The 24,360-nt window shown below is 63.3% G+C and carries 30 protein-coding genes; 6 read left to right on the plus strand and 24 right to left on the minus strand.

Annotated features, from left to right (window positions below):
• Window positions 1-338 precede the first annotated feature (338 nt).
• The 3 genes from BUC40_RS08745 to BUC40_RS08755 all read left to right on the plus strand — a co-directional run bounded on the left by BUC40_RS08745 (window position 339) and on the right by BUC40_RS08755 (window position 3,389).
• A complete protein-coding gene (locus BUC40_RS08745; RefSeq protein ID WP_139272152.1) occupies window positions 339-1,403 on the plus strand; it encodes an LLM class flavin-dependent oxidoreductase in 1,065 nt (354 codons plus the stop codon).
• 17 nt (window positions 1,404-1,420) lie between these two features.
• Complete coding sequence (locus tag BUC40_RS08750) at window positions 1,421-2,344, plus strand: ABC transporter substrate-binding protein (RefSeq protein ID WP_073264688.1); 924 nt, start codon at window positions 1,421-1,423, stop codon at window positions 2,342-2,344.
• 91 nt (window positions 2,345-2,435) lie between these two features.
• Window positions 2,436-3,389 carry an ABC transporter substrate-binding protein gene (locus BUC40_RS08755; RefSeq protein ID WP_073264690.1) on the plus strand — a complete coding sequence of 318 codons (954 nt, stop codon included), beginning with the start codon at window positions 2,436-2,438 and terminating at the stop codon, window positions 3,387-3,389.
• Window positions 3,390-3,566: 177 nt separating this feature from the next.
• Here BUC40_RS08755 and BUC40_RS08760 read toward each other — a convergent pair whose 3' ends face one another.
• Both BUC40_RS08760 and fnr read right to left on the minus strand, forming a co-directional pair.
• On the minus strand, window positions 3,567-4,115 hold the full coding sequence (locus BUC40_RS08760) for an adenine phosphoribosyltransferase (protein WP_073264692.1): 549 nt from the start codon (window positions 4,113-4,115) through the stop codon (window positions 3,567-3,569).
• Window positions 4,116-4,141: 26 nt separating this feature from the next.
• Window positions 4,142-4,876, minus strand: coding sequence for a fumarate/nitrate reduction transcriptional regulator Fnr (gene fnr, locus BUC40_RS08765; protein ID WP_073264694.1), 735 nt, complete (start codon window positions 4,874-4,876; stop codon window positions 4,142-4,144).
• 142 nt (window positions 4,877-5,018) lie between these two features.
• Between fnr and BUC40_RS08770 the strand changes: the two genes are divergently transcribed.
• A complete protein-coding gene (locus tag BUC40_RS08770) occupies window positions 5,019-5,501 on the plus strand; it encodes a hypothetical protein (protein ID WP_073264696.1) in 483 nt (160 codons plus the stop codon).
• A gap of 40 nt (window positions 5,502-5,541) precedes the next feature.
• Here BUC40_RS08770 and hemN read toward each other — a convergent pair whose 3' ends face one another.
• From hemN to ccoN (BUC40_RS08845), 15 genes are all read right to left on the minus strand, one after another.
• Window positions 5,542-6,924: an oxygen-independent coproporphyrinogen III oxidase gene (hemN, locus tag BUC40_RS08775; RefSeq protein ID WP_073264698.1), complete on the minus strand. Its 1,383-nt coding sequence runs from the start codon at window positions 6,922-6,924 to the stop codon at window positions 5,542-5,544.
• 160 nt (window positions 6,925-7,084) lie between these two features.
• The gene (locus BUC40_RS08780; RefSeq protein ID WP_073264700.1) at window positions 7,085-7,768 is read right to left on the minus strand and encodes a sulfite exporter TauE/SafE family protein; all 684 of its coding nucleotides are present in this window, start codon (window positions 7,766-7,768) and stop codon (window positions 7,085-7,087) included.
• A complete protein-coding gene (gene ccoS / locus BUC40_RS08785) occupies window positions 7,761-7,964 on the minus strand; it encodes a cbb3-type cytochrome oxidase assembly protein CcoS (RefSeq protein WP_073264702.1) in 204 nt (67 codons plus the stop codon). The genes BUC40_RS08780 and ccoS overlap by 8 nt, the downstream gene beginning before the upstream one ends.
• Window positions 7,961-10,399, minus strand: coding sequence for a heavy metal translocating P-type ATPase (locus BUC40_RS08790; protein ID WP_425272924.1), 2,439 nt, complete (start codon window positions 10,397-10,399; stop codon window positions 7,961-7,963). Before BUC40_RS08790 ends, ccoS begins: the two co-directional genes overlap by 4 nt.
• Window positions 10,399-10,905: a FixH family protein gene (locus tag BUC40_RS08795; RefSeq protein WP_073264706.1), complete on the minus strand. Its 507-nt coding sequence runs from the start codon at window positions 10,903-10,905 to the stop codon at window positions 10,399-10,401. Before BUC40_RS08795 ends, BUC40_RS08790 begins: the two co-directional genes overlap by 1 nt.
• Before the next feature lie 339 nt (window positions 10,906-11,244).
• Entirely contained in the window at window positions 11,245-12,648 is a 1,404-nt protein-coding gene (ccoG, locus tag BUC40_RS08800; RefSeq protein WP_073264708.1) for a cytochrome c oxidase accessory protein CcoG, read from the minus strand.
• 180 nt (window positions 12,649-12,828) lie between these two features.
• The gene (gene ccoP / locus BUC40_RS08805) at window positions 12,829-13,776 is read right to left on the minus strand and encodes a cytochrome-c oxidase, cbb3-type subunit III (RefSeq protein WP_073264710.1); all 948 of its coding nucleotides are present in this window, start codon (window positions 13,774-13,776) and stop codon (window positions 12,829-12,831) included.
• Entirely contained in the window at window positions 13,773-13,958 is a 186-nt protein-coding gene (locus BUC40_RS08810; RefSeq protein WP_073264712.1) for a cbb3-type cytochrome oxidase subunit 3, read from the minus strand. Before BUC40_RS08810 ends, ccoP (BUC40_RS08805) begins: the two co-directional genes overlap by 4 nt.
• Window positions 13,959-13,962: 4 nt before the next feature.
• Window positions 13,963-14,571, minus strand: a complete 609-nt coding sequence (ccoO, locus tag BUC40_RS08815) for a cytochrome-c oxidase, cbb3-type subunit II (protein WP_073264714.1) — start codon at window positions 14,569-14,571, stop codon at window positions 13,963-13,965.
• Window positions 14,568-16,022, minus strand: coding sequence for a cytochrome-c oxidase, cbb3-type subunit I (gene ccoN, locus BUC40_RS08820; RefSeq protein WP_073264716.1), 1,455 nt, complete (start codon window positions 16,020-16,022; stop codon window positions 14,568-14,570). Before ccoN (BUC40_RS08820) ends, ccoO (BUC40_RS08815) begins: the two co-directional genes overlap by 4 nt.
• A gap of 327 nt (window positions 16,023-16,349) precedes the next feature.
• Window positions 16,350-16,799: an REP-associated tyrosine transposase gene (locus BUC40_RS08825; RefSeq protein ID WP_073264718.1), complete on the minus strand. Its 450-nt coding sequence runs from the start codon at window positions 16,797-16,799 to the stop codon at window positions 16,350-16,352.
• A gap of 151 nt (window positions 16,800-16,950) precedes the next feature.
• Window positions 16,951-17,880 (minus strand): cytochrome-c oxidase, cbb3-type subunit III, encoded by a 930-nt coding sequence (ccoP, locus tag BUC40_RS08830; RefSeq protein WP_073264720.1) that lies wholly within the window; start codon window positions 17,878-17,880, stop codon window positions 16,951-16,953.
• Complete coding sequence (locus BUC40_RS08835; protein ID WP_111463437.1) at window positions 17,877-18,062, minus strand: cbb3-type cytochrome oxidase subunit 3; 186 nt, start codon at window positions 18,060-18,062, stop codon at window positions 17,877-17,879. The genes ccoP (BUC40_RS08830) and BUC40_RS08835 overlap by 4 nt, the downstream gene beginning before the upstream one ends.
• Window positions 18,063-18,066: 4 nt before the next feature.
• On the minus strand, window positions 18,067-18,675 hold the full coding sequence (gene ccoO / locus BUC40_RS08840) for a cytochrome-c oxidase, cbb3-type subunit II (protein ID WP_073264723.1): 609 nt from the start codon (window positions 18,673-18,675) through the stop codon (window positions 18,067-18,069).
• A complete protein-coding gene (gene ccoN / locus BUC40_RS08845; RefSeq protein ID WP_073264725.1) occupies window positions 18,675-20,114 on the minus strand; it encodes a cytochrome-c oxidase, cbb3-type subunit I in 1,440 nt (479 codons plus the stop codon). The genes ccoO (BUC40_RS08840) and ccoN (BUC40_RS08845) overlap by 1 nt, the downstream gene beginning before the upstream one ends.
• Window positions 20,115-20,213: 99 nt before the next feature.
• Here ccoN (BUC40_RS08845) and BUC40_RS08850 point away from each other — a divergent pair, with 99 nt between their 5' ends.
• Both BUC40_RS08850 and BUC40_RS08855 read left to right on the plus strand, forming a co-directional pair.
• Complete coding sequence (locus BUC40_RS08850; RefSeq protein WP_073265180.1) at window positions 20,214-20,894, plus strand: alpha/beta family hydrolase; 681 nt, start codon at window positions 20,214-20,216, stop codon at window positions 20,892-20,894.
• Window positions 20,895-21,096: 202 nt separating this feature from the next.
• Entirely contained in the window at window positions 21,097-21,477 is a 381-nt protein-coding gene (locus tag BUC40_RS08855; RefSeq protein WP_073264727.1) for a hypothetical protein, read from the plus strand.
• A gap of 246 nt (window positions 21,478-21,723) precedes the next feature.
• Here the strand turns inward: BUC40_RS08855 and BUC40_RS08860 are convergent, their stop codons facing one another.
• From BUC40_RS08860 to BUC40_RS22655, 7 genes are all read right to left on the minus strand, one after another.
• A complete protein-coding gene (locus BUC40_RS08860; RefSeq protein WP_073264729.1) occupies window positions 21,724-22,029 on the minus strand; it encodes a hypothetical protein in 306 nt (101 codons plus the stop codon).
• A gap of 141 nt (window positions 22,030-22,170) precedes the next feature.
• Window positions 22,171-22,332: a DUF2986 domain-containing protein gene (locus tag BUC40_RS08865; RefSeq protein WP_073264731.1), complete on the minus strand. Its 162-nt coding sequence runs from the start codon at window positions 22,330-22,332 to the stop codon at window positions 22,171-22,173.
• 38 nt (window positions 22,333-22,370) lie between these two features.
• Window positions 22,371-22,793, minus strand: a complete 423-nt coding sequence (locus tag BUC40_RS08870; protein WP_073264733.1) for a GNAT family N-acetyltransferase — start codon at window positions 22,791-22,793, stop codon at window positions 22,371-22,373.
• Window positions 22,794-22,870: 77 nt separating this feature from the next.
• Window positions 22,871-23,203 carry a hypothetical protein gene (locus BUC40_RS08875; protein WP_073264735.1) on the minus strand — a complete coding sequence of 111 codons (333 nt, stop codon included), beginning with the start codon at window positions 23,201-23,203 and terminating at the stop codon, window positions 22,871-22,873.
• A gap of 37 nt (window positions 23,204-23,240) precedes the next feature.
• Window positions 23,241-23,579, minus strand: coding sequence for a DUF6966 domain-containing protein (locus BUC40_RS08880; RefSeq protein ID WP_073264737.1), 339 nt, complete (start codon window positions 23,577-23,579; stop codon window positions 23,241-23,243).
• Between the two features lie 42 nt (window positions 23,580-23,621).
• On the minus strand, window positions 23,622-23,780 hold the full coding sequence (locus tag BUC40_RS08885) for a DinB family protein (RefSeq protein ID WP_244160625.1): 159 nt from the start codon (window positions 23,778-23,780) through the stop codon (window positions 23,622-23,624).
• A gap of 180 nt (window positions 23,781-23,960) precedes the next feature.
• The gene (locus tag BUC40_RS22655; RefSeq protein ID WP_139272140.1) at window positions 23,961-24,284 is read right to left on the minus strand and encodes a hypothetical protein; all 324 of its coding nucleotides are present in this window, start codon (window positions 24,282-24,284) and stop codon (window positions 23,961-23,963) included.
• Window positions 24,285-24,360 lie beyond the last annotated feature (76 nt).

Raw genomic sequence — 24,360 nt, forward strand, 5'->3', positions numbered from 1 at the left:
GTTTATGCTCATAAAAATTCAATTTATGCATAAGCTAATATGCGAATTAAGAATTTACTGGGCGGGCTCGTAAGGCTTGCTGGCTGCTTCAGCGGCTGGCTAGCGCTCGCCAGATACTTTCGCTGAGCAAACCTGCAAGCCAGGAGGCGATGAAAAATACCGACTGCTGTTTATGCATATTAGGTTATGCCTAAAATGAATTTCCTAACTGAATGCCGCTTGCGTAGCGTTATAAGTATTCGTTAGGCACTGACGCGCTTTTATAAAGAAAATGCTCTGTCGTGCTGGCGCTTGCCCATCTCAATCAGGAGCGCGACATGAGCGTGGAAATCATCGGCATGATTACCGCCACTCCCAGTTCGGAAGTGGACCAACCTCTGGGCGACGCGGTGGATGCCGACTTCGTCCGGCGTTTCGCCCAGGCCCATGAGCGCGCGGGCTTCGACCGCGCCTTGGTCGGCTACTTCTCCAATGGTGCTGAAGGTGCGGTAGTCAGCTCGTTCATCGCCGCTGCCACCGAGAGACTGGGTATCCTGCTGGCCTACCGGCCTGGGGTGATCGCACCGCCGCTCGCGGCCCGCCAGTTGGCGACTCTGGATCAGTTCAGCAACGGGCGCCTGGCACTCAACGTGATCAGCGGTGGCAGCGATGCCGATCAGCAGCGCGACGGCGACTGGCTCAACCATGACCAGCGTTATGCCCGCACCGACGAATACCTCGATGCCCTTAAGGCGATCTGGACTGCTCGGGGGCCGGTTGATCACCACGGGCATTACTACCGCTTCAAGGGGGCGCTGCCCAGCGTGCGCACACTGCAGAAGCCGCACATCCCCATCTATTTCAGTGGCTCCTCACCTGCCGCCATCCAGGTAGCGGCGCGGCACGCCGACACCTACATGCTGTGGGGTGAGCCGCTCGCGGATTTCGCCGAGCACGTGCAGCAGGTGCGCGCTGCGGCCCAGCGTCAAGGGCGTAGCCCACGGGTGTCGGTGTCCTTCCGGCCGATCATCGCCGATACCGAGGAGGCCGCCTGGAAACGCGCTGTCGAACTGCTCGAACGCATTCGCGAGAACCGCACCCGCCTAGGCCTGCCGATCAATGACCACGCGCCGGCCAATGCCGGCTCGCAGCGCCTGCTGGCGGCGGCGCAGCGCGGCGAGGTGCTGGATGAGCGACTGTGGACCGGCGTGGCCCGCTTGACTGGCGCGCAGTGGAATTCCACCGCGCTGGTCGGCACCGCTGAGCAGGTCGCCGAGTCGCTCGGTCGCTACTGGCAGCATGGCGCTTCCACCTTTCTGATTCGCGGCTTCGATCCCCTGGACGACGCCGAACTCTACGGCCGGGGCCTGATCCCGGCGATTCGTGAACATATCGCCACCCTGCAACAGCGCCGGGCCGGCTGACTCTGGAGATTGCCCCAATGAAACTGCTTTTCCTGTTGCGCCGCAGTCTGGCGGCCATCGCCGTGGCTGCGCCCCTGGCACACGCCGCAGAAACTACGGTGCTGCGCGTTGGCGATCAGAACTACTACAACGTGCGCGCCTCGGTGGAAGCGTCCGGCGTGCTGGAGGGCGCGCCGTACACCGTCGGCTGGAAGCACTTCCAGTCCGCCGCGCCGGTCGCCGAGGCGCTCGAAGCTGGCGCTGTCGACCTGGGCTTTCTCGGTGATTCGGGCTTCATCTTTCTGGCCGCCAAGGGCGCGCCGGTCAAGCTCATCGGCGTGTCGCAGCAGAACCCGGAGACCATCGCCTTGCTGGTACCTAAGGACTCCACCGCCAAGACCATCGAAGACCTCAAAGGCAAGAAGGTCGCCTACTGGCCTGGCGCCTGGAGCCAGCAACTGACCTTGCGTGCGCTGGAAAAGGCTGGCCTGCCCCAGGACTACGTCGAGTTCGTCAAGCTGATGCCCATCGACGCGGCTGCGGCCTTTCCCCAGGGCAGTATCGATGCGTTTCCAGTCTGGGAGCCCTATATCTCCCAGCAAACCCTGTTCTCTGGTGCCAGGCCGCTCCTCACCGCCAAGGGCCTGATGCCGGGGCTGTCGAGCATCGCTGCCAATGCCGAAGCCATCGAGCCCAAGCGCACCGCCATCGCCGACTTCCTCGGCCGCCTGCAGAAAGCCCGTGCCTGGGTCGAAGCCAACAAGGAAGACTACGCCGACCTGTGGGCCAAGAAAGCCAATCTGGATCAGGCCGTGTCACGCAACTGGATCGGCCACGCCAACATGACCGTCGGCCCGGTCGACGAGCAGGCTGCGCGCGACTATCAGGAAACCGCTGACTTCCTCGTCGAAACCGGTGCGCTGAAGCAGAAAATCGACACCAGCAGTATCATCGACACCTAGTTCAACAAGGCCTTTGAATAACTCACCCCAACCGGCCATTTCACGAGACCGCGCGCGCGGATCGGTAGCCCACACCACAGGACGCCCCCGCATGCGCATCTTTCGCTCTCTGGCGCTGGCCACGGCCACCGCGCTGTTTTCGCTCTCCGCACTGGCCGAGACGCTGGTCATCGGTGATCAGAGTTACAACACCCGCACCGTCATGGAGGCCGCCGGCGTGCTCGATGACGTGTCCTATGAGGTGGACTGGAAACAGTTCACCGCCGGCTCGCCGGTCGCCGAGGCACTGAATGTCGGCAGCCTCGACCTCGGCTTTCTCGGCGATGCACCGCCGTTGTTCCTCGGCGCCCTGGGCGCGCCCATCAAGGTAGTCGCGGTAACCAAGCAGAATCTGCAAGGCGTGGCCATTCTGGTGCGCAAGGACTCGTCGATTCGCAGCCTGGCGGATTTGCGCGGCAAGCGTGCTGCCGTGTGGAAGGGTTCCTGGAGTCAGCAACTATTGTTCATCGCGCTGGACCGTGAAGGCATCGCCCGCGACGATCTGCAACTGAGCTACCTGAGCGCGCTTGACGCCTCCCATGCGCTGGAGGGCGGCTCAGTGGACGTGATCGCCACCTGGGAGCCTTACGTCACCCAGGCCGAGCGTCATGGCGCGCGCGTACTAACCACCGCCGAAGGGCTGATTCCCGCGCAGAGCTTTGCCGTGGCCAGCGACAAGGCATTGGCCGGCAAGCGCGAGATCATCGCCGACTTTCTGCAGCGCCTGAAACGCGCCCGTGAATGGGCGCTGGCCAATCCGGCCCACACCGACGCCTATGCCAGCGCCTGGGCCAAGCACACCCGCGCCGACGAGTCCGTCGCCCGAGCCTGGTTCGCCCGGGCGCGTACCGACATCGGCCCGGTAACGCCGGCAGCCATCGAGCAGGCGCAACAGACCGTCGACTTTTTCGCTGGCCTGGGGCTGGTGAAGGGTTACCCAGCCGAGCGGCTGTTCGACAGCTCCTTCACCTCGACGTTGCAGCCGGCCTCTGCCAAGGCGCATTGAGTAAAGGCCCTGGCGTTTGATGGGGGCGGATCGTCGCTGGTCTACAGACTGAAGTGGGCTACCAGAAGAAACTGGTGGCTGATGGCGCAGAAAAGGACATCGGAGGGCAGGAGTGGCAAGCGCCAATCAACAAAGCGAGCGTTTTGCTTGTCGATAGGCGCATGCCGGGAAGCGGTCTCAGCGCTCGTCGAGGGCGAAGGCCGTCAGGCTGTAGGTGGGGATACCCATGTCCTGCAGTTTGCGCGAGCCGCCAAGCTCCGGCAGGTCGATGATCGCCGCCGCCTCGTGAATGCTGGCGCCCATGCGCTTGATCAGCTGTACGGCTGCCAGCAGGGTGCCGCCGGTGGCGATCAGGTCATCGACGATCAGCACCTTGTCGCCTTCGCACAGGCTGTCGGCGTGGGCTTCCAGAAAGGCTTCGCCATATTCGGTCTGATAACCCTGGCTGAGCACGTCGGCGGGTAGCTTGCCTTGCTTGCGAAACAGCACCAGTGGCTTGTTCAGTTCGTAGGCGAGAATCGAGCCGATCAGAAACCCTCGTGCGTCCATCGCGCCGACATGGCTGAAGTCGGCCTCGACGTAACGCTGGATCAGGCTGTCGATGACCATGCGCAGTGCGCGGGGCGATTGGAATAGCGGTGTGATGTCGCGAAACACCACGCCCGGTTTCGGAAAATCGTTGACCGGGCGAATAAGGGTCTTGATGGTGAATTCATCAAAGATCATGGAGGCGTGAATCCTTAACGGGAGTATCAGCCGTTAAGGTTACCACCGGCCAGCGCGCAGAGCTCGATCGGGTCGAGAATATGCACTTCCTTGCCTTCCGCCTCGAGCAGCTTGCTCTGCTGAAAACGAGTGAAGACCCGCGACACGGTTTCCACGGCCAGGCCCAGGTGGTTGCCGATCTCATTACGCGACATGGACAGGCGGAACTGGTTGGCCGAGAAGCCGCGGGCGCTGAAACGCGCGGACAGGTTGACCAGGAAGGTGGCGATTCGCTCGTCGGCGGTTTTCTTGGAAAGCAGCAGCATCATTTGCTGGTCGTCGCGAATCTCGCGGCTCATCACGCGCATCAGCTGGCGGCGCAGTTGCGGCAGACTGACCGACAGCTCGTCGAGGCGCTCGAAAGGGATTTCGCAGACCGAGGTGGTTTCCAGGGCCTGGGCCGATACCGGGTACAGCTCGGTGTCCATGCCGGACAGACCGACCAGTTCGCTGGGCAGGTGGAAACCGGTGATCTGCTCTTCGCCGGCATCGCTCAGGCTGAAGGTCTTCAGGGCGCCGGAGCGCACCGCGAACACCGAGTTGAAGGTGTCGCCCTGGCGGAACAGGAACTCGCCTTTTTTCAGGGGGCGGCCGCGTTTGACGATATCGTCGAGCGCGTCCATGTCCTCAAGATCCAGAGACAGGGGCAGGCAGAGGCTGGCGAGGCTGCAATCCTTGCAGTGTGCCTGATGAGTTGTGCGCAGCTTGATGCTTTCGGACATGCCCTTATCCCTAGGTAATCACTCAGAAGTTGTAAGGGTAACGCACCAGAGGGGTGCGCGGCCACCTGCCGCAGGGTGCTCAAGTGTCGCATGCGCCTGCCGATAAACTTGTATCGATGAATTGAAGGCAGGGAGCGGTGTGATGCAAGTGGCCACCAGCGGTGCGATTGAGCGCGGTTACGTTGCGCCAGGTATGGCGCAGGTAGCTGCAGCGCCTGTCGAGACGGCAGAGCCAAGCGCTACCGCGCCTGCCGAGGAAAAGAGCACCGAGCCGGGCGTGAAGGTGAGCCTGTCTGCTGTTGGCCTGGCGCGCTCGAAGGAGGCCGAAAACAAGAACGCCGATATCGACGAGAGTAGTCTGTCTGACGAGATCAAGCAGTTGCTCAAGATGATCCGCGAACTCAAGGCGCAGCTCGCCGAGAAGATGGCCGAGCTGCAGGCGTTGATGGCCCAGGGAGATATGGAGGATGACGCGCAGCAGGCCAAGGTGCGCGCCTTGCAGACCGAAGTCGGCTCGATCGGCAGTGCCCTGAGTAGTGCCAACGCCCAGTTGGTGAAGGTGATGCGTGATCAGAAACTCACCAGTGAAGAGAGCGCGACCGTCGCCGCGTTGATGGCCAAGTGATGCAGCCAGGGCTGCATCGCAGCCCTGCCGGGCGCGGTGCTTAGATCACCCGCGAAAAGCGCTGCTGGCTGGTTTCACCCAGGTAGCGGTCGAACAGCATGCACAGCGAGCGCACCAGCAGTCTTCCCGCCGGCAACACCTCGATGCCGCGCTCTGCCAATTCGATCAGCCCGTCACGGTGCATCTGCTGCAGCGCTGGCCAGGTATCGGCAAAGTAGCTGCGAAAGCTTATGGCGAAGCGCTGCTCGATATCGGCGAACTCCAACTGGAAGTGACAGATCAGCTGCTGGATCACTGCGCGGCGGATGCGGTCGTCGTCGTTGCAGCCCAGGCCGCGCGCGGTGGCCAGCTGTCCGTTGTTCAGGCTGGCCTGGTAGGCGGCCAGGTCCGAGCTGTTCTGGCAATACAGGTCACCGACCTGGCTGATCGACGACACGCCAAGGCCGATCAGGTCGCAGTGGCCGTGGGTGGTATAGCCCTGGAAGTTGCGCTGCAGGCTGCCGTCTTCCTGGGCGCTGGCCAGCTCGTCGTCGGGCAGGGCGAAGTGGTCCATGCCGATATAGCGATAACCGGCACTGGCCAGTTGCTCGATGCTGCCCTGCAGCATGGCCAGTTTGGTTGCCGCGCTGGGCAGCTGCCCGCTGTCGATCCGCCGCTGTGGCATGAAGCGCTCCGGCAGGTGGGCGTAGTTGAACAGCGACAGGCGATCGGGCTGCAGGGCGATGACCTGCTGCACGGTATGGGCGAAGTTCTCCGCTGTTTGCTGCGGCAGACCGTAGATCAGGTCGATGTTCACCGAGCGAAATTGCAGGGTGCGCGCGGCCTCGACGATGGCGCGGGTTTCTTCCAGGCTCTGCAGGCGGTTGATGGCGCGCTGCACCCTGGGATCGAGATCCTGCACGCCGAGGCTGACGCGATTGAAACCCAGCTCACGCAGCAGGCCCATGGTCGACCAGTCCGCCTCACGGGGATCGATCTCGATGCTGTAGTCGCCGCTGTCGTCATCGAGCAGGCTGAAATGCTCGCGCAGCTTGCTCATCAGCTGACGCAGTTCGTCATGGCTAAGAAAAGTCGGTGTACCGCCGCCCAGGTGCAGCTGCTCGATGCGTTGACGTTTGTCGACATGGTGGCCGATCAGCGCCATTTCCCGCTCGAGCGCCTGCAGGTAGGGCTGAGTGCGGCCGCGATCCTTGGTGATGACCTTGTTGCAGGCGCAGTAGTAGCAGATGTTGGCGCAGAACGGCAGGTGCAGGTACAGCGACAGCGGGCGCAGTGCACGACGGCTGTCACGCAGAGCGTGGAGCAGGTCGAAGGAGCCGACGCCGTCATGAAATTGCACGGCGGTGGGATAGGAGGTGTAGCGCGGGCCGGCTTGATCGTAGCGGCGGATCAGGTCGGAATCCCACTGGATGGCGTCGAGCATGGCGAGTTCCGCTTCAGCATTGAGTGCTCAGCAGTCTAGGCAACGAGGTGGCGGGGCTTTTTGATCTGAGTCATGGGGTCGCAGCGGTGGCGTAACCGTTGGCGCTATTAGCGCCGTAGCCTGGGTGAGCGAAGCGCAACCCTGGAAAGGGCGCCTGGCTTCAGTGCCCCATCAGCCAGTGCTGGTGCGGCCCGGGCAGCGTCCACAGGCCAAACAGCATCACCAGCAGGCCGCCGGCTACGCGCACGCCGCGCCGACGCAGCAGACCGACCAGGCGTTCGGCCGCCAGCCCGGTGGCCAGCAGCACCGGCAGGGTGCCGAGGCCGAAGGCGAACATCAGCGCGGCGCTGCGCAGGGCATCGCCCTGGCTCGCCGCCCACAGCAGGGTGCTGTACACCAGGCCGCAGGGCAGCCAGCCCCACAGACCGCCGAGCACAAGTGCGCGGGGCAGGCTGGTGATCGGCATAAAGCGTCGGGTGATCGGTTGCAGATGGCGCCAGAGGCCGCGGCCCAGCGCTTCGATACGCGTCAGGCCACTCCACCAGCCGGCCAGGTATAGGCCCATGGTGATCAGCAGCAGGCCGGCGATGCTGCGCAGCGCAGCGGCTAACGGGCCGCTGGCCAGTGCCCAGCCGGCCAGGCCAAGCAGCAAACCGGCTGCGGTATAGCTGAGAATCCGTCCGACGTTGTAAGCGACCAGCAGGCGCAGGCGCTGATGGCGTCGCTCGGCGGGAATGGCCAGGGTCAGCGCACCCATCAGCCCGCCGCACATGCCCAGGCAATGGCCGCCGCCTAGCAGGCCGAGGATCAGCGCGGAGATCAGTTGCGGCAGCAGGTCAGTCATGGTCTTTGCCGGCGGGCTCGTGTTTGGCCTGGTTCACTGCCGCCTGGTGGCGTGGGTCATCGTCGTCGAAGAGGATGCGGTGCGCCGGGCTGTCGAGGTCATCGTACTGGCCGCTGTCCACGGCCCAGAAGAACAGCCATACGGCGAAGGCGACCAGCAGCAGGGCGACGGGAATCAGGATATACAGCGCGGTCATGATGCTTTCCCCAGGCGCAGTGCGTTGAGTACCACCAGCAGTGAGCTGAGTGACATGCCCAGGGCGGCCCAGATCGGCGTGATCCAGCCCAGGGCGGCGAAGGGCAGCACCAGGCCATTGTACAGGCCGGCCCAGGCCAGGTTCTCGATGATGACCGTGCGGGTGCGACGCGCCAGGCGCAGGGCATCGACCAGGGTGGTCAGGCGGTTGGAGAGCAGCACCGCGTCGGCGCTGGTCTTGGCCAGGTCCGAGGCCGAGCCCATGGCCACGCTGATATCGGCGCCGGCGAGCACTGGCACGTCGTTGACGCCGTCACCGAGCATCAGCACACGGCGGCCTTGTGCCTGTAGATCACGCAGGATGGCCAGCTTGGCGTCCGGGGTCAGCCCGCCGCGGGCCTGGTCGATACCCAACTGGCGGGCCACTTCGCCGACCATGGGCGAGCTGTCGCCGCTGAGCAGCAGAATCTGCCAACCACGCCCGCGCGCCGCCTCGATCAGGGCGGGGGCATCGTCGCGCAGACGGTCGTCGAGTACCAGCCAGGCCAGCGGCCCCTGTTCGTCACCCAGCAGCAACCATTGGCCCTGTTCCCCGGCGATGGCCGGTGCGCGGCTGGCGCTGAGTGCGCTGACGAACTCGGCCTGGCCGATACGCAGCCGGCGCCCCTCGACGACACCTTCGAGGCCCAGGCCCGGCACGTTCTGCAGGGCTTCGACCGGTGCTGTGGCATGACCGAAGGCGCGGGCAATCGGGTGTTCGGATTGGCTTTCCAGCGCCGCGGCCAGGGCCAGGCAGGTGTCGCCATCCAGTGCGCCGAGTGGCTGCACGGCGCGCAAGGTCAGGCGGCCTTCGGTGAGGGTGCCGGTCTTGTCGACGATCAGCGTGTCGATCTGCTCCAGGCCTTCGAGCACGTGGCCACGGGTCAAGAGCATGCCGAGCTTGTGCAGGGTACCGGTGGCGGTGGTCAGCGCGGTCGGTGTGGCCAGGGCGAGGGCGCAGGGGCAGGTGGCGACGAGCAGGGCGAGCACCACCCAGAAGGCCCGTGAGGCGTCGAGCTGCCACCAGACAACCCCGACAATGGCTGCCACCACCAGCACGATCAACAGGAACCATTGCGCCACCCGGTCGGCGATCTCGGCCAGGCGCGGCTTCTCGCCTTGCGCCCGCTCCAGCAGGCGGACGATGGCCGACAGCCGGGTGGCGTCGCCCAGTGCCTGCACTTCGACGGTCAGCGGCCCCTCGGCATTGAGCGTGCCAGCGGTCACGGCATCGCCCACGCTGCGCGGTTGTGGCAGGTACTCGCCGGTGAGCAGCGACTCATCGACGCTGGACTGCCCGGCCAGCACCTGGCCGTCGGCCGGTATCAGCGCACCCGGTGCCACCAGCACGCGGTCACCAATTTGCAGCTCGCTGAGCAGGATACGCTGGCTGTGGCCCTGCTCGTCCAGGCGTAGGCACGAGGCCGGCAGCAGCTTGACCAGTTGCGCGGTGGCCGCGGCGGTGCGTTCGCGGGCGCGGCGCTCCAGGTAGCGACCGCTGAGCAGGAACAGGGCGAACATGCCCACGGCATCGAAATACAGCTCGCCATGGCCCATGACCGTGGACCAGATGCCTGCTGCATAGGCACCGCCGATGGCCAGAGACACCGAGACGTCCATGCTCAGGTGACGGGTGCGCAGGTCGCGCAGCGCACCGCGGAAGAATTGCCCGCAGCAGTAGAAGACGATGGGCGTGGTGAGAAACAGGCTGACCCAGCGCAGGATGCTGTCCAGCTCGGGGCTCAGGTCGACGTTGAATTCCGGCCAGGTGGCCATGCTGGCCATCATCACCTGCATCCACAGCAGCCCGGCGACGCCCAGCTGGCGCATCGCGCGGCGGTTCTCGCGAGTCAGTTGCTCGGCGGCGGCGTCGGCCTGCCAGGGGTGGGCGGCGTAGCCGATGCGGCGTACTTCGCCGAGCAGTTCGCTCAAAGGCAGCGCGCTGGCGCTCCAGCGTACCCGCAGGCGATGGTTGGACAGGTTCAGGTGCGCCTCGGCCACGCCGGGCAGGGCAGCGAGGTGCTTTTCGATCAGCCAGCCACAGGCCGCGCAACTTATGCCCTCGATCAGCAGGCTGGTTTCGCTCCATTCGCCGCTTTGTTCGACGAAGGGCTGTTGCACGTCGCGGCGGTCATACAGCGCCAGCTCGTCGGGCAGCGCCTGGGGCAATTGCTGGGGATTGTTGGCCGCTTCGCTGCGGTGGCGGTAGTAATGCTCCAAGCCGTTCTGCACGATGGTTTCGGCCACCGCTTGGCAGCCCGGGCAGCACAGCTCGCGCGACTGGCCCAGCACTACGGCTGTAAAGCGGCTACCCGCCGGGACCGGCAGGCCGCAGTGGTAGCAGGGCGCCGGGCTGCTGCGCTCGAGCGGTGCGCCCGTGGCAATCGAGGTGTCGATCAGTGTTCATCCCCGAGCCTGATGCTCTTGCCGGTTTCCAGGGTTTCTTCCTCGAACAGGCGCCAGTCCTGGCCGCCTTCCTGGCCGATCAGCTCGACGAAGCGCCGGCCCTGCACGCTGTCCTGCAGGTTGCCGCGATACAGGCCTTCACCCTGATGTTGCAGCACCACGCGGCGGTCACGCTCCGGCTGGGTCGGCGACACCAGGTTGAGCACCAGTTGCGCGGGTGCGCTGGCGCCGTGCAGTTGCAGCTCGGCGATGCCGCGCTGGTCATCCAGGTTCAGCGTCGCCTGCAGCTTCAGGCGCAGCGCCAGGTTCTCGCGCTCCAGGGACTGGTTGATGCCCTTGCCGACATCGTAATAGTCGTCGGAGATCAACCCCGGCGGGTTGCGCGTGGCGACGGTCAGCAGGGTCAGCCCCTGGATCACCGAGTAGCCGAGCAGGGCGATGAGGAACCAGGGCCAGAACTGCTTGTACCAGGGGGCGGGTTGGAGGTCTTCGTTCATGCTTGGATGGATCCTTCACATTTGCGGTTTGTGGCAATTACCGTGTTGTCAGTGCATTCATTTCCGCTCTGGCGAGCGGGTTTCTTTTGGCATTGCACCAAAAGAAACCAAAAGGTCTAGCCCCGACATCCGGCCCCAGCTTCGCCGGGGTTCCCTCGCTCCATCATTGCTCCAGGGGCCGGCCTGGAAGGGCCATCCATGGCCCATCAGGCCTCTCGCCGCATCCATGCGGCTCGTCCCCCTGCGCAACGATTCCACTCGGCCTCCTGAAGGGGCGTTTGTTTGTCGCCTGGGCACCCTGTGTGAAATCACATCAAAAAGCCTAAACCGACGTTCAGGCTATCTCACGCTCGGGCCGATAAACCGGCTGCTGGCGTCGTTGTGGATGCTGTCGTCATCGGTGGCACGGATGTGGAAGGTGATCTCGTTGGTGCTCGACGGCAGTTTCTCGGCGTCGATGGACAGTTCCACCGGGATCGCCAGCACTTCGCCGGCCAGGGCGCGCACTTCGCGGCGGCCCTCGTAGACCAGGCCGTCCAGGCCGTCGGCGTCGATGCGGTAGACGACGTCCTGCTGGGCCTTGTTCATGATCTTCAGGGTGTAGACGTTCTCGATCCGGCCCAGCTCGTTCTCGCGGTAGAGTACCCGATCCTTGAGCACGTCCAGCTCGACCAGCGGGCGGTTGCTCACCGCCCAGGCGAATACCGCCAGCATGGCCAGGAGGGCGATGGCGTAGCCGATCAGCCGTGGGCGCAGCAGGCGGGTCTGCTGCCCCGAGAGGTTGTGTTCGGTGGTGTAGCTGATCAGCCCGCGCGGGTAGTTCATCTTGTCCATCACGGCGTCGCAGGCGTCGATGCATGCGGCGCAGCCGATGCACTCGATCTGCAGGCCGTCGCGAATGTCGATGCCGGTCGGGCACACCTGCACGCACAGGGTGCAGTCGATGCAGTCGCCCAGGCCCTGGGCCTTGTAATCGGTGGTTTTCTTGCGCGGGCCGCGGGTTTCGCCACGGCGCGGGTCATAGGAGACGATCAGGGTGTCCTGGTCGAACATCACGCTCTGGAAGCGCGCATAGGGGCACATGTGGATGCACACCTGCTCGCGCAGCCAGCCGGCATTGCCATAGGTGGCGAGGGTGAAGAAGGCAATCCAGAACAGCGCCCAGCCGCTGGCCTCGAAGGTGACCAGTTCGGCGAGCAGCTCGCGGATCGGCGCGAAGTAGCCGACGAAGGTCAGCGCGGTGACCAGGGAAACGCCCAGCCAGATGCTGTGCTTGGCGAAGCGGCGCACGAATTTGTTCGCACTCATCGGCGCCTTTTCCAGCTTCATGCGCTGGTTGCGGTCGCCCTCGGTGACCTTTTCCGCCCACATGAAAATCCAGGTGAACACGCTCTGCGGGCAGGTGTAGCCGCACCACACCCGGCCGGCGAACACGGTGATGAAGAACAATCCGAAGGCGGCGATGATCAGCAGCGCCGAGAGCAGCACGAAATCCTGGGGCCAGTAGGTGGCGCCGAAGATATGGAACTTGCGCTCCGGCAGGTTCCACCACACCGCCTGGTGGCCGTCCCAGTTCAGCCACACGGTGCCGAAGTAGAGGATGAACAGCAGAGCCCCGCCAGCGCGCCGCAGGTTGCGGTAGAAACCGCTGAAGGCGCGGGTGTGGATCTTCTCGCGGCTGGCATAGAGGTCGACGGTCTCGCTGGGCGGCGTGACGTTCTTGACGGGGATCTGTTGGCTCATCGAGGGCTACCACAACGGTTGGTCGGGCCTGCCGCGACCGATACGTGCCGGTCGCGATCGTTCGCTGCGCCGATGGTACGCCGCCAGGCCGAATCGGGCTTGCGGCTACCCGTCGCAGGGTAGGTGCAGGGCCATGCTAGGCGTTGCCTGATCAAGGCGCCCTGACCCAGATCAGTGCACTCAATCTTTCTCCCGGTTTTGCGTTTTTGCCGGCGCCTTTTCGTGCTGCGACAGGCTATACACATAGGCCGCCAGCAGGTGCACCTTGTCGTTGCCGAGAAAATCCGCCTGCGCCGGCATCTTGCCGCTGCGCCCATAGCGGATGGTCTGCTCTACCTGGGCGAAGCTGGAACCGTACAGCCATACCTTGTCGGTCAGGTCTGGCGCGCCGAGCACCTGCAGGCCCTTGCCGTCGGGGCCGTGGCACATGGCACAGCTGCTGGCGAACAGCTGCTTGCCATGCTGCTCGTCCACGGCGATGTCCGGCGGGTTGTTCAGACCCGAAAGGCTGCGCACGTAGCCGGTCACGTCGCGCACGCCGTCGTCACCGAGAATGGCCTGCCAAGCCGGCATCACGCCCTGGCGGCCCTGCAGGATGGAAGTCTTGATGGTTTCCGGGTCGCCGCCGTACAGCCAGTCGTCATCGGTGAGATTGGGAAAGCCGAAGGCGCCCTTGGCATCGGCGCCATGGCACATCGCGCAGCTGTTGGCGAACAACCGGCCACCGATTTTCAGCGCCTGCTCGTCCCTGGCCAGTTTGCTGATGGGAGTGGCCGCGTACCCGGCGAACAGCGGGCCGTAGCGTGCGTCGGCGGCGGCCATCTCGCGCTGCCACTGGCCGACCTGGGTCCAGCCTTCGTCATAGCCGGGCAGCAGGCCCTTGAAGTTGCCCAGCCCGGGGTAGAGCAGCAGGTAGCCGAAGGCGAATGCCAGGGTGCCGAGAAACAGCAGGAACCACCAGCGCGGCAGCGGGTTGTCGTATTCCTCGATGCCGTCGAAGCTGTGCCCGGTGGTCTGCTCGCTGTCGCCCGGCCGCTGGCCCTTGCGGGTAGCGATGAGAAGCCAGGCCAGGCCCAGCTGCGTGCCGAGGGTAGCCAGCGCGATGAACAGGCTCCAGAAGGTGCTCAAGGTTTATCGTCCCGCTGGTTGGCATCATCCTGCTCGTCGGCGAAGGGCAGGTTGGCCGCTTCGTCGAAGCTGGACTTGCGCTTGCTGCTGTAGGCCCAGAGCACCACGGCGACGAAAGCGATGAACACCACGGCGGTGCCGATGCCGCGGATGGTGCCGATGTCGGTCAGGAAGGCTGGCATGGCGTCACCGCTTGTTGGGAATCGAGGTGCCGAGCACCTGCAGGTAGGCGATCAGTGCATCCAGCTCGCTCTTGCCGGCCACCGCCTCACGGGCCTTGGCGATATCCTCGTTGCTGTAGGGGATGCCGAAGCCCTGCATGACCTTGAGCTTTTCGGCGCTCAGGGCGCCATCGAGCGTGCGCTCGGCCAGCCAGGGATAGGCGGGCATCTTCGACTCCGGCACCAGGTCGCGCGGGTTGATCAGATGGGTGCGGTGCCACTCATCCGAGTAGCGCCCGCCGATCCGCGCCAGGTCCGGGCCGGTGCGCTTGGAGCCCCACAGGAAGGGGTGATCCCAGACGCTTTCACCGGCCACCGAATAGTGGCCGTAGCGTTCGGTTTCGGCGCGGAACGGGCGGATCATCTGCGAGTGGCAGCCCACGCAGCCTTCGCGAATATAGATGTCACGGCCTTCCAGTTGCAGGGCGGTGTAGGGCCGCATGCCGGCCACCGGCTCGTTGACCACGTCCTGGAAGAACAGCGGCACGATCTGGGTGAGGCCGCCAATGCTCACGGCGATGACCATCAGCAGGGTCATCAGGCCCAGGTTCTTTTCGATCAGGTCGTGCTTCATCGGCCGGCCTCCCGGTTTTGCATCAGGGGAATCCGCGCGCTGGCGTCGTACTCGGCAGGTTGGGCGGCGCGAATGGTACGCCAGGTGTTCCAGGCCATTAGCAGCATACCGGCGAAGAAGATCGTCCCGCCGATCATGCGCACCACGTAGCCCCAGTGACTGGCCGTCACCGACTCGATGAACGAGTAGGTCAGCGTGCCGTCCTCATGCACCGCGCGCCACATCAGGCCCTGGGTGATGCCGTTGACCCACATGGCGACGATGTACAGCACGGTGCCGATGGTCGCCAGCCAGAAGTGCAGATGGATCGCTGCCAGGCTGTGCATCTGCTCGCGGCCGAATACCCGGGGAATCAGGTGATACAGCGAGCCGAAGGTGATCATCGCCACCCAGCCCAGGGCGCCGGCATGCACGTGGCCGATGGTCCAGTCGGTGTAGTGGGACAGCGCGTTGACCGTCTTGATGGCCATCATCGGCCCCTCGAAGGTCGACATGCCGTAGAACGCCAGGGAGACGACCAAGAAGCGCAGGATCGGGTCGGTACGCAACTTATGCCAGGCACCGGAGAGGGTCATCATGCCGTTGATCATGCCGCCCCAGCTTGGCGCCAGGAGGATGATCGACATCACCATGCCCAGGCTCTGGGCCCAGTCCGGCAGGGCGGTGTAGTGCAGGTGGTGCGGGCCGGCCCAGATGTACAGGGTGATCAGCGCCCAGAAATGCACGATGGAAAGTCGGTACGAGTAGATCGGCCGGTTGGCCTGTTTGGGCACGAAGTAATACATCATCCCCAGAAAGCCGGTGGTCAGGAAGAAGCCCACGGCGTTGTGGCCATACCACCACTGGATCATCGCGTCGGTGGCGCCGGCATACACCGAGTAGGACTTGAACGGGCTGACCGGCACGGCGGCGCTGTTGACCAAGTGCAGCATGCCGGTGACCAGAATGAAGGCGCCGAAGAACCAGTTGGCCACGTAGATATGCCGGGTGCGGCGCTTTAACAGGGTGCCGAAGAACACGCCGATATAGGCGAACCAGACGATGCCCAGGAGGATATCGATCGGCCATTCCAGCTCGGCGTATTCCTTGCTGCTGGTGTAACCCAGCGGCAGGCTGATCACCGCGGCGACGATCACCGCCTGCCAGCCCCAGAAGGTGAAGGCCGCCAGGCGGTCGGAGACCAGCCGCACCTGGCAGGTGCGCTGCACCACGTAATAGCTGGTGGCGAACAGCGCGCAACCGCCGAAGGCAAAGATCACCGCATTGGTATGCAGCGGGCGCAGGCGGCCGAAGCTGGTCCACGGCAGGTCGAGGTTCAGCTGCGGCCACACCAGCTGCGCGGCGATGAACACCCCCAACGCCATGCCGACCACGCCCCAGACCACGGTCATCACCGCGAACTGACGCACCACCTTGTAGTTGTAGGCAGCCGGACGGCTTGCTGGGCTCATGTTGGGTTCCACGCTGGGCTGGGCGCTGCCGCGGGGCGACAGGCATTTCAGGCGGCGCGAGTATCCCCGACGGGCTCAGGTGGTGCAATGCGTTGGAAATATGCGGAAAGCGCTCTGTTGCGAGCCTTGCAGTGTTTCGAGGAGTGCTTTGGGCCGCGCTGATGTGTCTGTAGGGTGTCGAGGGGGAAGCCTGCAAGCTGCGGGGCGGTTTGTGGGAGGGGCTTTAGCCCCGAGTTTTAACCTGTGTAAAGAGCTCGGGGCTAAAGCCCCTCCCACGATTGTGTGCATTGAGATTCTGTAGTCAGGCTGAAAATATTGAGCAGATATTCAGAGCCACACCACATACCAAAAAGGGTAATCGCCGATACGCGTTACCAGGCCTGCCCGTAACGGATTAGCAACGATGTATCGGGCTGTTGGCAGTATGTCTTCCTCACGGCGTAGCGCTCGGTCATGGAAACCCTCTTGCCAGAGTCTGCCTTGGCGACCGAGCCGACTGTTCACCTGCAAGGCGCTGCGGCCTTTGACGCGATGCATCAATTCGCTGAGCGAGCCTTTTTGCAGGGATACCAGCCAGTGCAGGTGATCGGGCATGACCACCCAGGCGAGCGACTCTGCCAGTCCTGAAGCTTGAGCGTTATACAGCTCGCGAATGAGCAGGCGAGCGGGCGCCAGGTCGGAAAAGATCGCCTGGCGATTCTCGACAGTGGCCGTGAGCAGATAGATCTGGTTGGTTAGAGAGATTCGGCCTTTGCGCAAACCGACGGAGTGGGGCATTCCGTTGCCTCCTGAGTAGGTAAAGCAACGGTAGCTGAAAGATGGAGACCTGCGTAGGAGCGGCTTTAGCCGCGAGCTTTAGTGCCCGACTAGGCAACAAAGAACTCGCGGCTAAAGCGGATCGCCGCCCGGCCGCTCCTACACGTGGGCATTATTTTCCCGGTTGCGGTTTGCGGCTCAGGCTCAGCACGTAGGCCGCCAGCAGGTGCACCTTGTCGTTACCCAGGTACTGCTCCTGCGCGGGCATCTGGCCGTTGCGGCCATAGCGGATGGTCTGCTGCAGTTGCGCCAGGCTCGAGCCGTAGATCCAGCCACCCGGGTGAGTCAGGTCTGGTGCGCCGAGCATTGCCATGCCGTTGCCGGCCGGACCGTGGCAGGCCACGCAGGTGGTGGAGAACAGCTGCTTGCCCTGTTCCAGGTCGACGTTGCTGCCCTCGGCCAGTGGCAGCCCGGCCAGCTCGTGGCGCACGTAGCCAGCCACGTTGCGCACACCGTCATCACCGAGCACCTGACCCCAGGCCGGCATCACGCCGATGCGCCCGTTGAGGATGGTGGTCTTGATGGTTTCGGCGTCGCCGCCCCAGCGCCAGTTTTCGTCGGTCAGGTTGGGAAAGCCCACCGCGCCCTTGGCGTCCGAGCCGTGGCAGATGGCGCAGTAGGTGGCGAACAGCCGGCCGCCCATCTTCAGCGCCTGCTCGTCCTGCGCCACCTGCTCCAGCGGCATGGCCGAGTACTTGGCGAAGATCGGCCCGTACTGGGCGTCTGCCTTGGCCACTTCCCGTTCCCACTGGGCGACTTGCGTCCAACCGTCTGCATAACCCGGCAGCAGGCCCTTGAAGTTGCCCAGCCCCGGGTACAGCGCCAGGTAACCGGCGGCGAAGATCAGCGTGCCGAGGAACAGCATGAACCACCAGCGCGGCAGGGGATTGTCGTATTCCTCGATGCCGTCGAAGGAATGGCCCATGGTCTGGTCGGTGGTGTTCTTGCGTTCCCCCTTGCGTGTGGCGAACAGCAACCAGAACAACGCGACCAGGCTGCCAAGGGTCAGCAGCGTGATGTACCAGCTCCAGAAAGTGCTCATGGGGTCTCATTCCTCGAAGCCTGTTTTTTTGGTTCATCGGCGAAGGGCAGATTGGCCGCATCGTCGAACGCCTTGGCGCGTTTGCCGCTGTAAGCCCACAGCGTCACGCAGGTGAAGGCGATCAGTACCAGGGCGGTGCCGATGCCGCGCACCATGCCGATGTCGATAAAGTCGAAAAGCATGGAATCACCTCTTGTTCTTCAAGGCAGTGCCGAGCACTTGCAGGTAGGCGACCAGGGCGTCCATCTCGGTCTTGCCCTTCACGGCGGCGCTGGCGCCGGCGATGTCGTCATCCGTGTAAGGCACGCCGAGAAACTGCATGGCTTTGAGCTTGGCGGGAGTGTCCTTGCCATCCAGAACGTTCTCGACCAGCCAGGGGTAGGAGGGCATCTTCGACTCCGGCACCACGTTGCGCGGGTTGTAGAGGTGCGCGCGGTGCCACTCGTCCGAGTAGCGGCCGCCGACCCGGGCCAGGTCCGGGCCGGTCCGCTTGGAGCCCCACAGGAAGGGGTGGTCCCACACGCTCTCGCCAGCCACCGAGTAGTGGCCGTAGCGCTCGGTTTCGGCGCGGAACGGGCGGATCATCTGCGAGTGGCAGCCCACACAGCCTTCCTTGATGTACACGTCGCGGCCTTCGAGCTGCAGCGCGGTATAGGGCTTCATGCCGGCGACCGGCTCGTTGACCACATCCTGGAAGAACAGCGGGACGATCTGCGTCAGCCCGCCGATGCTGACGGCGAACACCATCAGCAACGCCATCAGGCCGACGTTCTTTTCGACGATTTCGTGTTTCATCAGTGGGCTCCCTCAACCGAATACAGGGCGGCAGCTTCGAGTTCTTCCGGCTTGCTGGCGCGCACGGTCTGCCAGGTGTTCCAGGCCATCAGCAGCATGCCGGTGAAGAAGATCGCGCCGCCGATCACCCGCACCACGAAACCGGGGTGGCTGGCTTCCAGCGCCTCGACGAAGGAGTAGGTGAGCGTGCCATCGCTGTTCACCGCGCGCCACATCAGGCCCTGGGCGATGCCGTTGACCCACATCGAGGCGATGTACAGCACGGTGCCGATGGTGGCGAGCCAGAAGTGCGCGTTGATCAGGCCGATGCTGTGCATCTGCTCGCGGCCGAACACCTTGGGAATCATGTGATACAGCGAACCGATCGACACCATGGCCACCCAGCCGAGGGCGCCGGCGTGCACGTGGCCGATGGTCCAGTCGGTGTAGTGAGAGAGGGCGTTGACGGTCTTGATGGCCATCATCGGGCCTTCGAAGGTCGACATGCCGTAGAACGCCAGGGAGACGACCAGAAAGCGCAGGATCGGGTCGGTGCGCAACTTATGCCAGGCACCCGAGAGGGTCATCATGCCGTTGATCATGCCGCCCCAGCTCGGTGCCAGCAGCACCAGGGACATCACCATGCCCAGGCTCTGAGCCCAGTCCGGCAGCGCGGTGTAGTGCAAGTGGTGCGGGCCGGCCCAGATGTACAGGGTGATCAGCGCCCAGAAGTGCACGATCGATAGGCGATAGGAGTACACCGGGCGCCCGGCCTGCTTGGGCACGAAGTAGTACATCATCCCCAGAAAGCCCGCGGTCAGGAAGAAGCCCACCGCGTTGTGGCCGTACCACCACTGGATCATCGCGTCCGTGGCGCCGGCGTACAGCGAGTAGGACTTGGTCATGCTGACCGGTACTTCCAGGTTGTTGACCACGTGCAGCAGCGCCACGGTGAGGATGAACCCGCCGAAGAACCAGTTGCCGACATAGATGTGGCTGACGTTGCGCTTGATGATGGTGCCAAAGAACACGATCGCGTAACTGACCCAGACGATGGTGATCAGAATGTCGATCGGCCATTCCAGCTCGGCGTATTCCTTGCTGCTGGTGTAACCCAGCGGCAGGGTGATGGCCGCCAGCAGGATCACCAGTTGCCAGCCCCAGAAGGTAAAGGCCGCCAGCTTGGGCGCGAACAGCGTGGCTTGGGAGGTGCGCTGTACGGCATAGTAGCTGGTGGCGAACAGGGCGCAGCCGCCGAAGGCGAAGATCACCGCGTTGGTGTGCAGGGGCCGCAGGCGGCCGAAGCTGGTCCACGGCAGGTCGAAGTTGAGCCACGGCCAGGCGAGCTGCGCTGCGATAAGCACGCCGAGCCCCATCCCGACTATGCCCCACACCACCGTCATGATGGCGAATTGGCGAACCACCTTGTAGTTATAGGCGGAACTGGTTGTTGTGTTCATGTCTGGGTTTCCATCCACGGTTATGGGCAGATCATCTGCAGCCCTCACGCACGGGAAAATCCGTACACGGAAAAGGGCTTTTTTATGAGCGAGGCAAGCATGCGAGAAGGGCAGCGAAGCGGTATTGACGCCGGTCAACAGGCACAGGAAAGCCCGGCAGCAGAGCTGCTCTGGGATCGGCCGACGGGCGCCAGCCAGGCCACGCTGATCCTTGCCCACGGCGCCGGCGCGCCGATGGACAGCGACTTCATGAACCTGATGGCGCAGAAGCTCGCCGCCCGGGGGCTGACGGTGGTGCGCTTCGAGTTCGACTATATGGCCGCGCTCCGCCAGGACGGCAAGAAGCGCCCACCCAACCCCCAGGCCAAACTGCTCGACTGCTGGCGCGCCGTGTACGCCGCCGTGCGACACCAGGTCACGGGGCCGCTGGCCATCGGTGGCAAATCCATGGGCGGGCGCATGGCCAGTCTGCTGGCCGACGAGCTGCAGGCCGACGGCCTGGTCTGCCTGGGCTATCCCTTCCACGCCATCGGCAAGGCCGACAAACCACGCACCGCGCACCTGGCCGACCTGAAAACGCCGACCCTGATCGTGCAGGGCGAGCGCGACGCCATGGGCGACCGCCACACTGTGGCCAGTTTCCAGCTATCGGCGGCCATCGAACTGTGCTGGCTGACGGCAGGCGACCACGACCTCAAACCGCTGAAGGTATCCGGCTACAGCCATGAGCAGCATCTGGAGTCGGCGGCGGATGCGGTGGCGGGCTTTCTTAAAACCTGATCACGATCTTTATGGGCATGAAGCGGCAGCTACAAGGCAGAAGCAGCTGTCACTGATCAATTGTGGGAGCGGGCCATGCCCGCGAAAAATAGCGGGCATGGCCTGGGCTTTCCCGCCCGTTCCTACGGGATTTCGGATAGTGCCCACGCTCTGCGTGGGAACGATCAAATCGGCGGCTGTGATTGGGGCAGGGAAATCAGGGATGCATTACCGCGACGTGCTGCAGATTCACCGAAGCGCCAAGCGCTTCAAACGCCTGGCGCTATGGGCCGCCATCCTGTTGTGCCTGATCATGCTGCTGGGCAAGAGCAAGTGGTACCTGGCGGGCGTGCCGGCGAATCCAGCATCCGTCGAGATGATGAGGGACTACGTGCGCGGCGCCGGCGCCGACCCCGCAACACTGATCCTCAGTGACCACCACGGCACCTGCGGCCAATTCAGTTATATCGGTAAAGACGGAAAGCGCACGGCGCCCATGGGGTTCGTCGCCATTCCCGGCCTGGGCGTGGCGCCAAGCGTGCTGGCGGACGAGTGGAACAAGAGTCGTTGCAGCAGGGCCGCGGTCGGCGCCTTGATCGTTTAGGGCGCTTATGCGGATAGGCTCACGCAGAGCTCTGGAACGATCAAACCTCTATGTGCATGAAGCGGCAGCTAAAACGCAGAGGCGGCCGCCACTGATTCATGTGGGAGCGGGCCATGCCCGCGAAAAATCACGGGCATGGCCTAGATGTCCCCGCCCGTTCCCACGTGAAAGCGGAACGGCTGCTCTCGCGAATGCGGATAGCGCCCACGCTCTACGTGGGCACGATCAACGATCAAAATAGATGAATCACTCAGTCAACCGCTGCCCGCAGTGCAGGCAGTTCGCGGTTGCCGGGTCATGGTAGTCGCCGGCGCGTTCGTCGACCTTGTGATGGGGCGTATTGCGGCACTGGGGGCAGGTGTAGCGCAACAGCAGTTGATGCTGGCGATACAAATTGAGTAGTCCACCGGCAACGATCACGGCCAAGGCGATCACCACGGCATCAGAGGCGCCGAAGATCACCAGCACGAACAGCGCGATCACCAGTACGCCAAGCAGCGACTGCAGGAAGTCCACATGGTGGCGCTGTCGGTTGTAGGCATCCTTGTCCATGGCAAAAGTCCTTGTTTTTCGGGGAGACGCTGCCAGGCTCTGTACTAAAAGCACCTGCCCTCGAAGACTCTTCGTACAGACCCTAGTATGGCGAGTGTTTAATGGCCCGGCCCTGCGTCGATAACAATTGAAGCAGTTTCGCTAGTTAGCCGCCGTGTCCTGGTTCTCGGCGGCTTCGGCTTCCAGTTTTGCTCGGTCGGCCTTGCTGATGTATTTGGGCTTGCTGTTCTTGGGTGCCAGCTTGGCGTTGGCCTTCTTGGCGTGGGCCTCCAGCAACTGCTTGATCTTCTTGCGGCGATTCATGGTGCTACCTGCGTCTCTATCGTGGGTCGGTGTGTGGCTCAGCCTGCGGTTTTCGTCAGCCCCATGCCCTGGCTTGCCGGTGCCGTCAGCACAAAGCCGAACTGCTGATAAAGGCGATAGGCCTCACCGTCAGCGATCAGGCTGATATATGCGGATTCTGGCACTTCGTGAGTGATGTAATCGCTGATCGCGGCCATGATCTGTTTGCCCAGCCCACGGCCCTGATGGGCTGGCAGCACGGCGATATCCACCACCTGATAGAACGCGCCGCCATCACCGATCACCCGGCCCATGCCGACCGGCTCCCCGGCACAGAGCACCTGTACGGCGAATAGACTGTTGGGCAGGCCACGGCTTGCCGCCTCGACGGTCTTGGCGCTCAGCCCGGCTGCGGTACGCAGATGGCGATAGGTTTCCACCGACGGAATGGCGTGCACGAGGGAATAGGCGGTGTCGGTCATTCGATGAGTCCTTTGCTGGGCATGATACGCCGCCTGCGATAAACGGCTGCCACGTGATTAAGATGTGTTGAGGCGAATCAGCGCGAGTCGCCGTCGATAAGGGCTGCATGGTAGCGCGCGAGCAACAACGGCAAGGCCGTCTCGCACCAGAACTTCAAGCTGATATGGCCCGACGACATGCCACCATGGGCGTGCCGCTCAACGAATACCGATGACTCTTGCGCTGTTATCGGCAAGCCAACCAGGCGCTCGAAGATGGCCTCAAGGGTTCCGGCCAGTTGCGCCTCGCTCGACGGAAGCGGCTGCGTGGCCAGCACCTCGCTCATTTCCTGCCACAGATAGGGATCACCCCGACAGCCCCAACTGATGGGCTCGGTCTGGAAGAGTTCGGATAGGCTAGTGATGGACATTGATTCAGGTGGCCTCTGCTGTGGTGTATGCGGGACGTCAGTCTGCGTCTGTGGCGTTGCGCAGCCTTATCGCCCGGGCTGCCATGTAGACGCGATTCGAGGCTTCATCCAGCGACTCCATGCCGGCAATGCAGCGGCCATTTTGCCACGGCGCGTAATCGTTGAAGCTGCCCATGCCGCCGTAAACGGACATCACCGAACACGCCAGGCCCGCCAGTTCTTCCCCATCGTGACTGCTGCCCACCAGCGATCGGGCGGTCGTCAGGCAATTGTGGAAATGCGCGCCCCAGTGGCTATCGGCGTCGAGGGCGAGAATGTCGGTGAGCACCGCGAGATGAGCGATCAGTTCATTTAGGTGAGTTTGCGGATTGGTCATGGTGTGCAGGGTGGTGAGTCTGTATCGAACGGGGAGTATGCCTCAGACGTTTCGACGCTCAGGCTCTGCCCCATGAATAAATACCGTATAGGTATCGGCGGGCCGGTTGCCGTCAGCCCGCTCGAGGGCATGGCCGATGGCGCCGCGATGATAGGTGCCGTGGTTGACCAGGTGAAAAATTGCTTCTTCATGGCTCAACATGCCCTGCTTGCCATCCACGAAAACGAAGCGAATGGGCTTCTGAAGCTGCCCTGGATTAAGCAATCGAGGTACTTGGTCAGCCAGTTTCGTAGGGTGGACGACGCTTTATCCGTCCACCAGTTTCAGCGTGCAATGGTGGATGAAAAGAGCGTCATCCCCCCTACTTGCTAACTTCTATATCTATTCTTTCGGCCTAGAATAATCGTATTCAAGGTCAAATTTACCATCTGGAAACAGCGAGAAGGTTAGCCCCCAGATACGTTGCCCCCCTGTAGCAAGAATATTATCCCTAATAAAAAGTGCAGCCTGACCAATATTAATCGAGGAGTCAGGCCAGCCAAGCGCGTCCCTATCAATATTGCCAGAGCCTTCAAGCCAGTACGTAGCGCTCGCCATCTTGTCATAGATCGCACACTTGCAGCACGCCCGCTCCCATGAACGGCCAGCGGCAAAGTCGACAATCCCGCTAGCCAACTCTCCGTATGCATCTTCAACAGTATTCACATCAAAGCCTCACTGTACAAAGTCAAAAATCGATGGGGTCAGAATCATTGATTATGGCATGTGGCTAAATCAATGA

Origin of the sequence: Phytopseudomonas punonensis, from assembly GCF_900142655.1 — a bacterium.
Lineage (GTDB): Bacteria > Pseudomonadota > Gammaproteobacteria > Pseudomonadales > Pseudomonadaceae > Aquipseudomonas > Aquipseudomonas punonensis.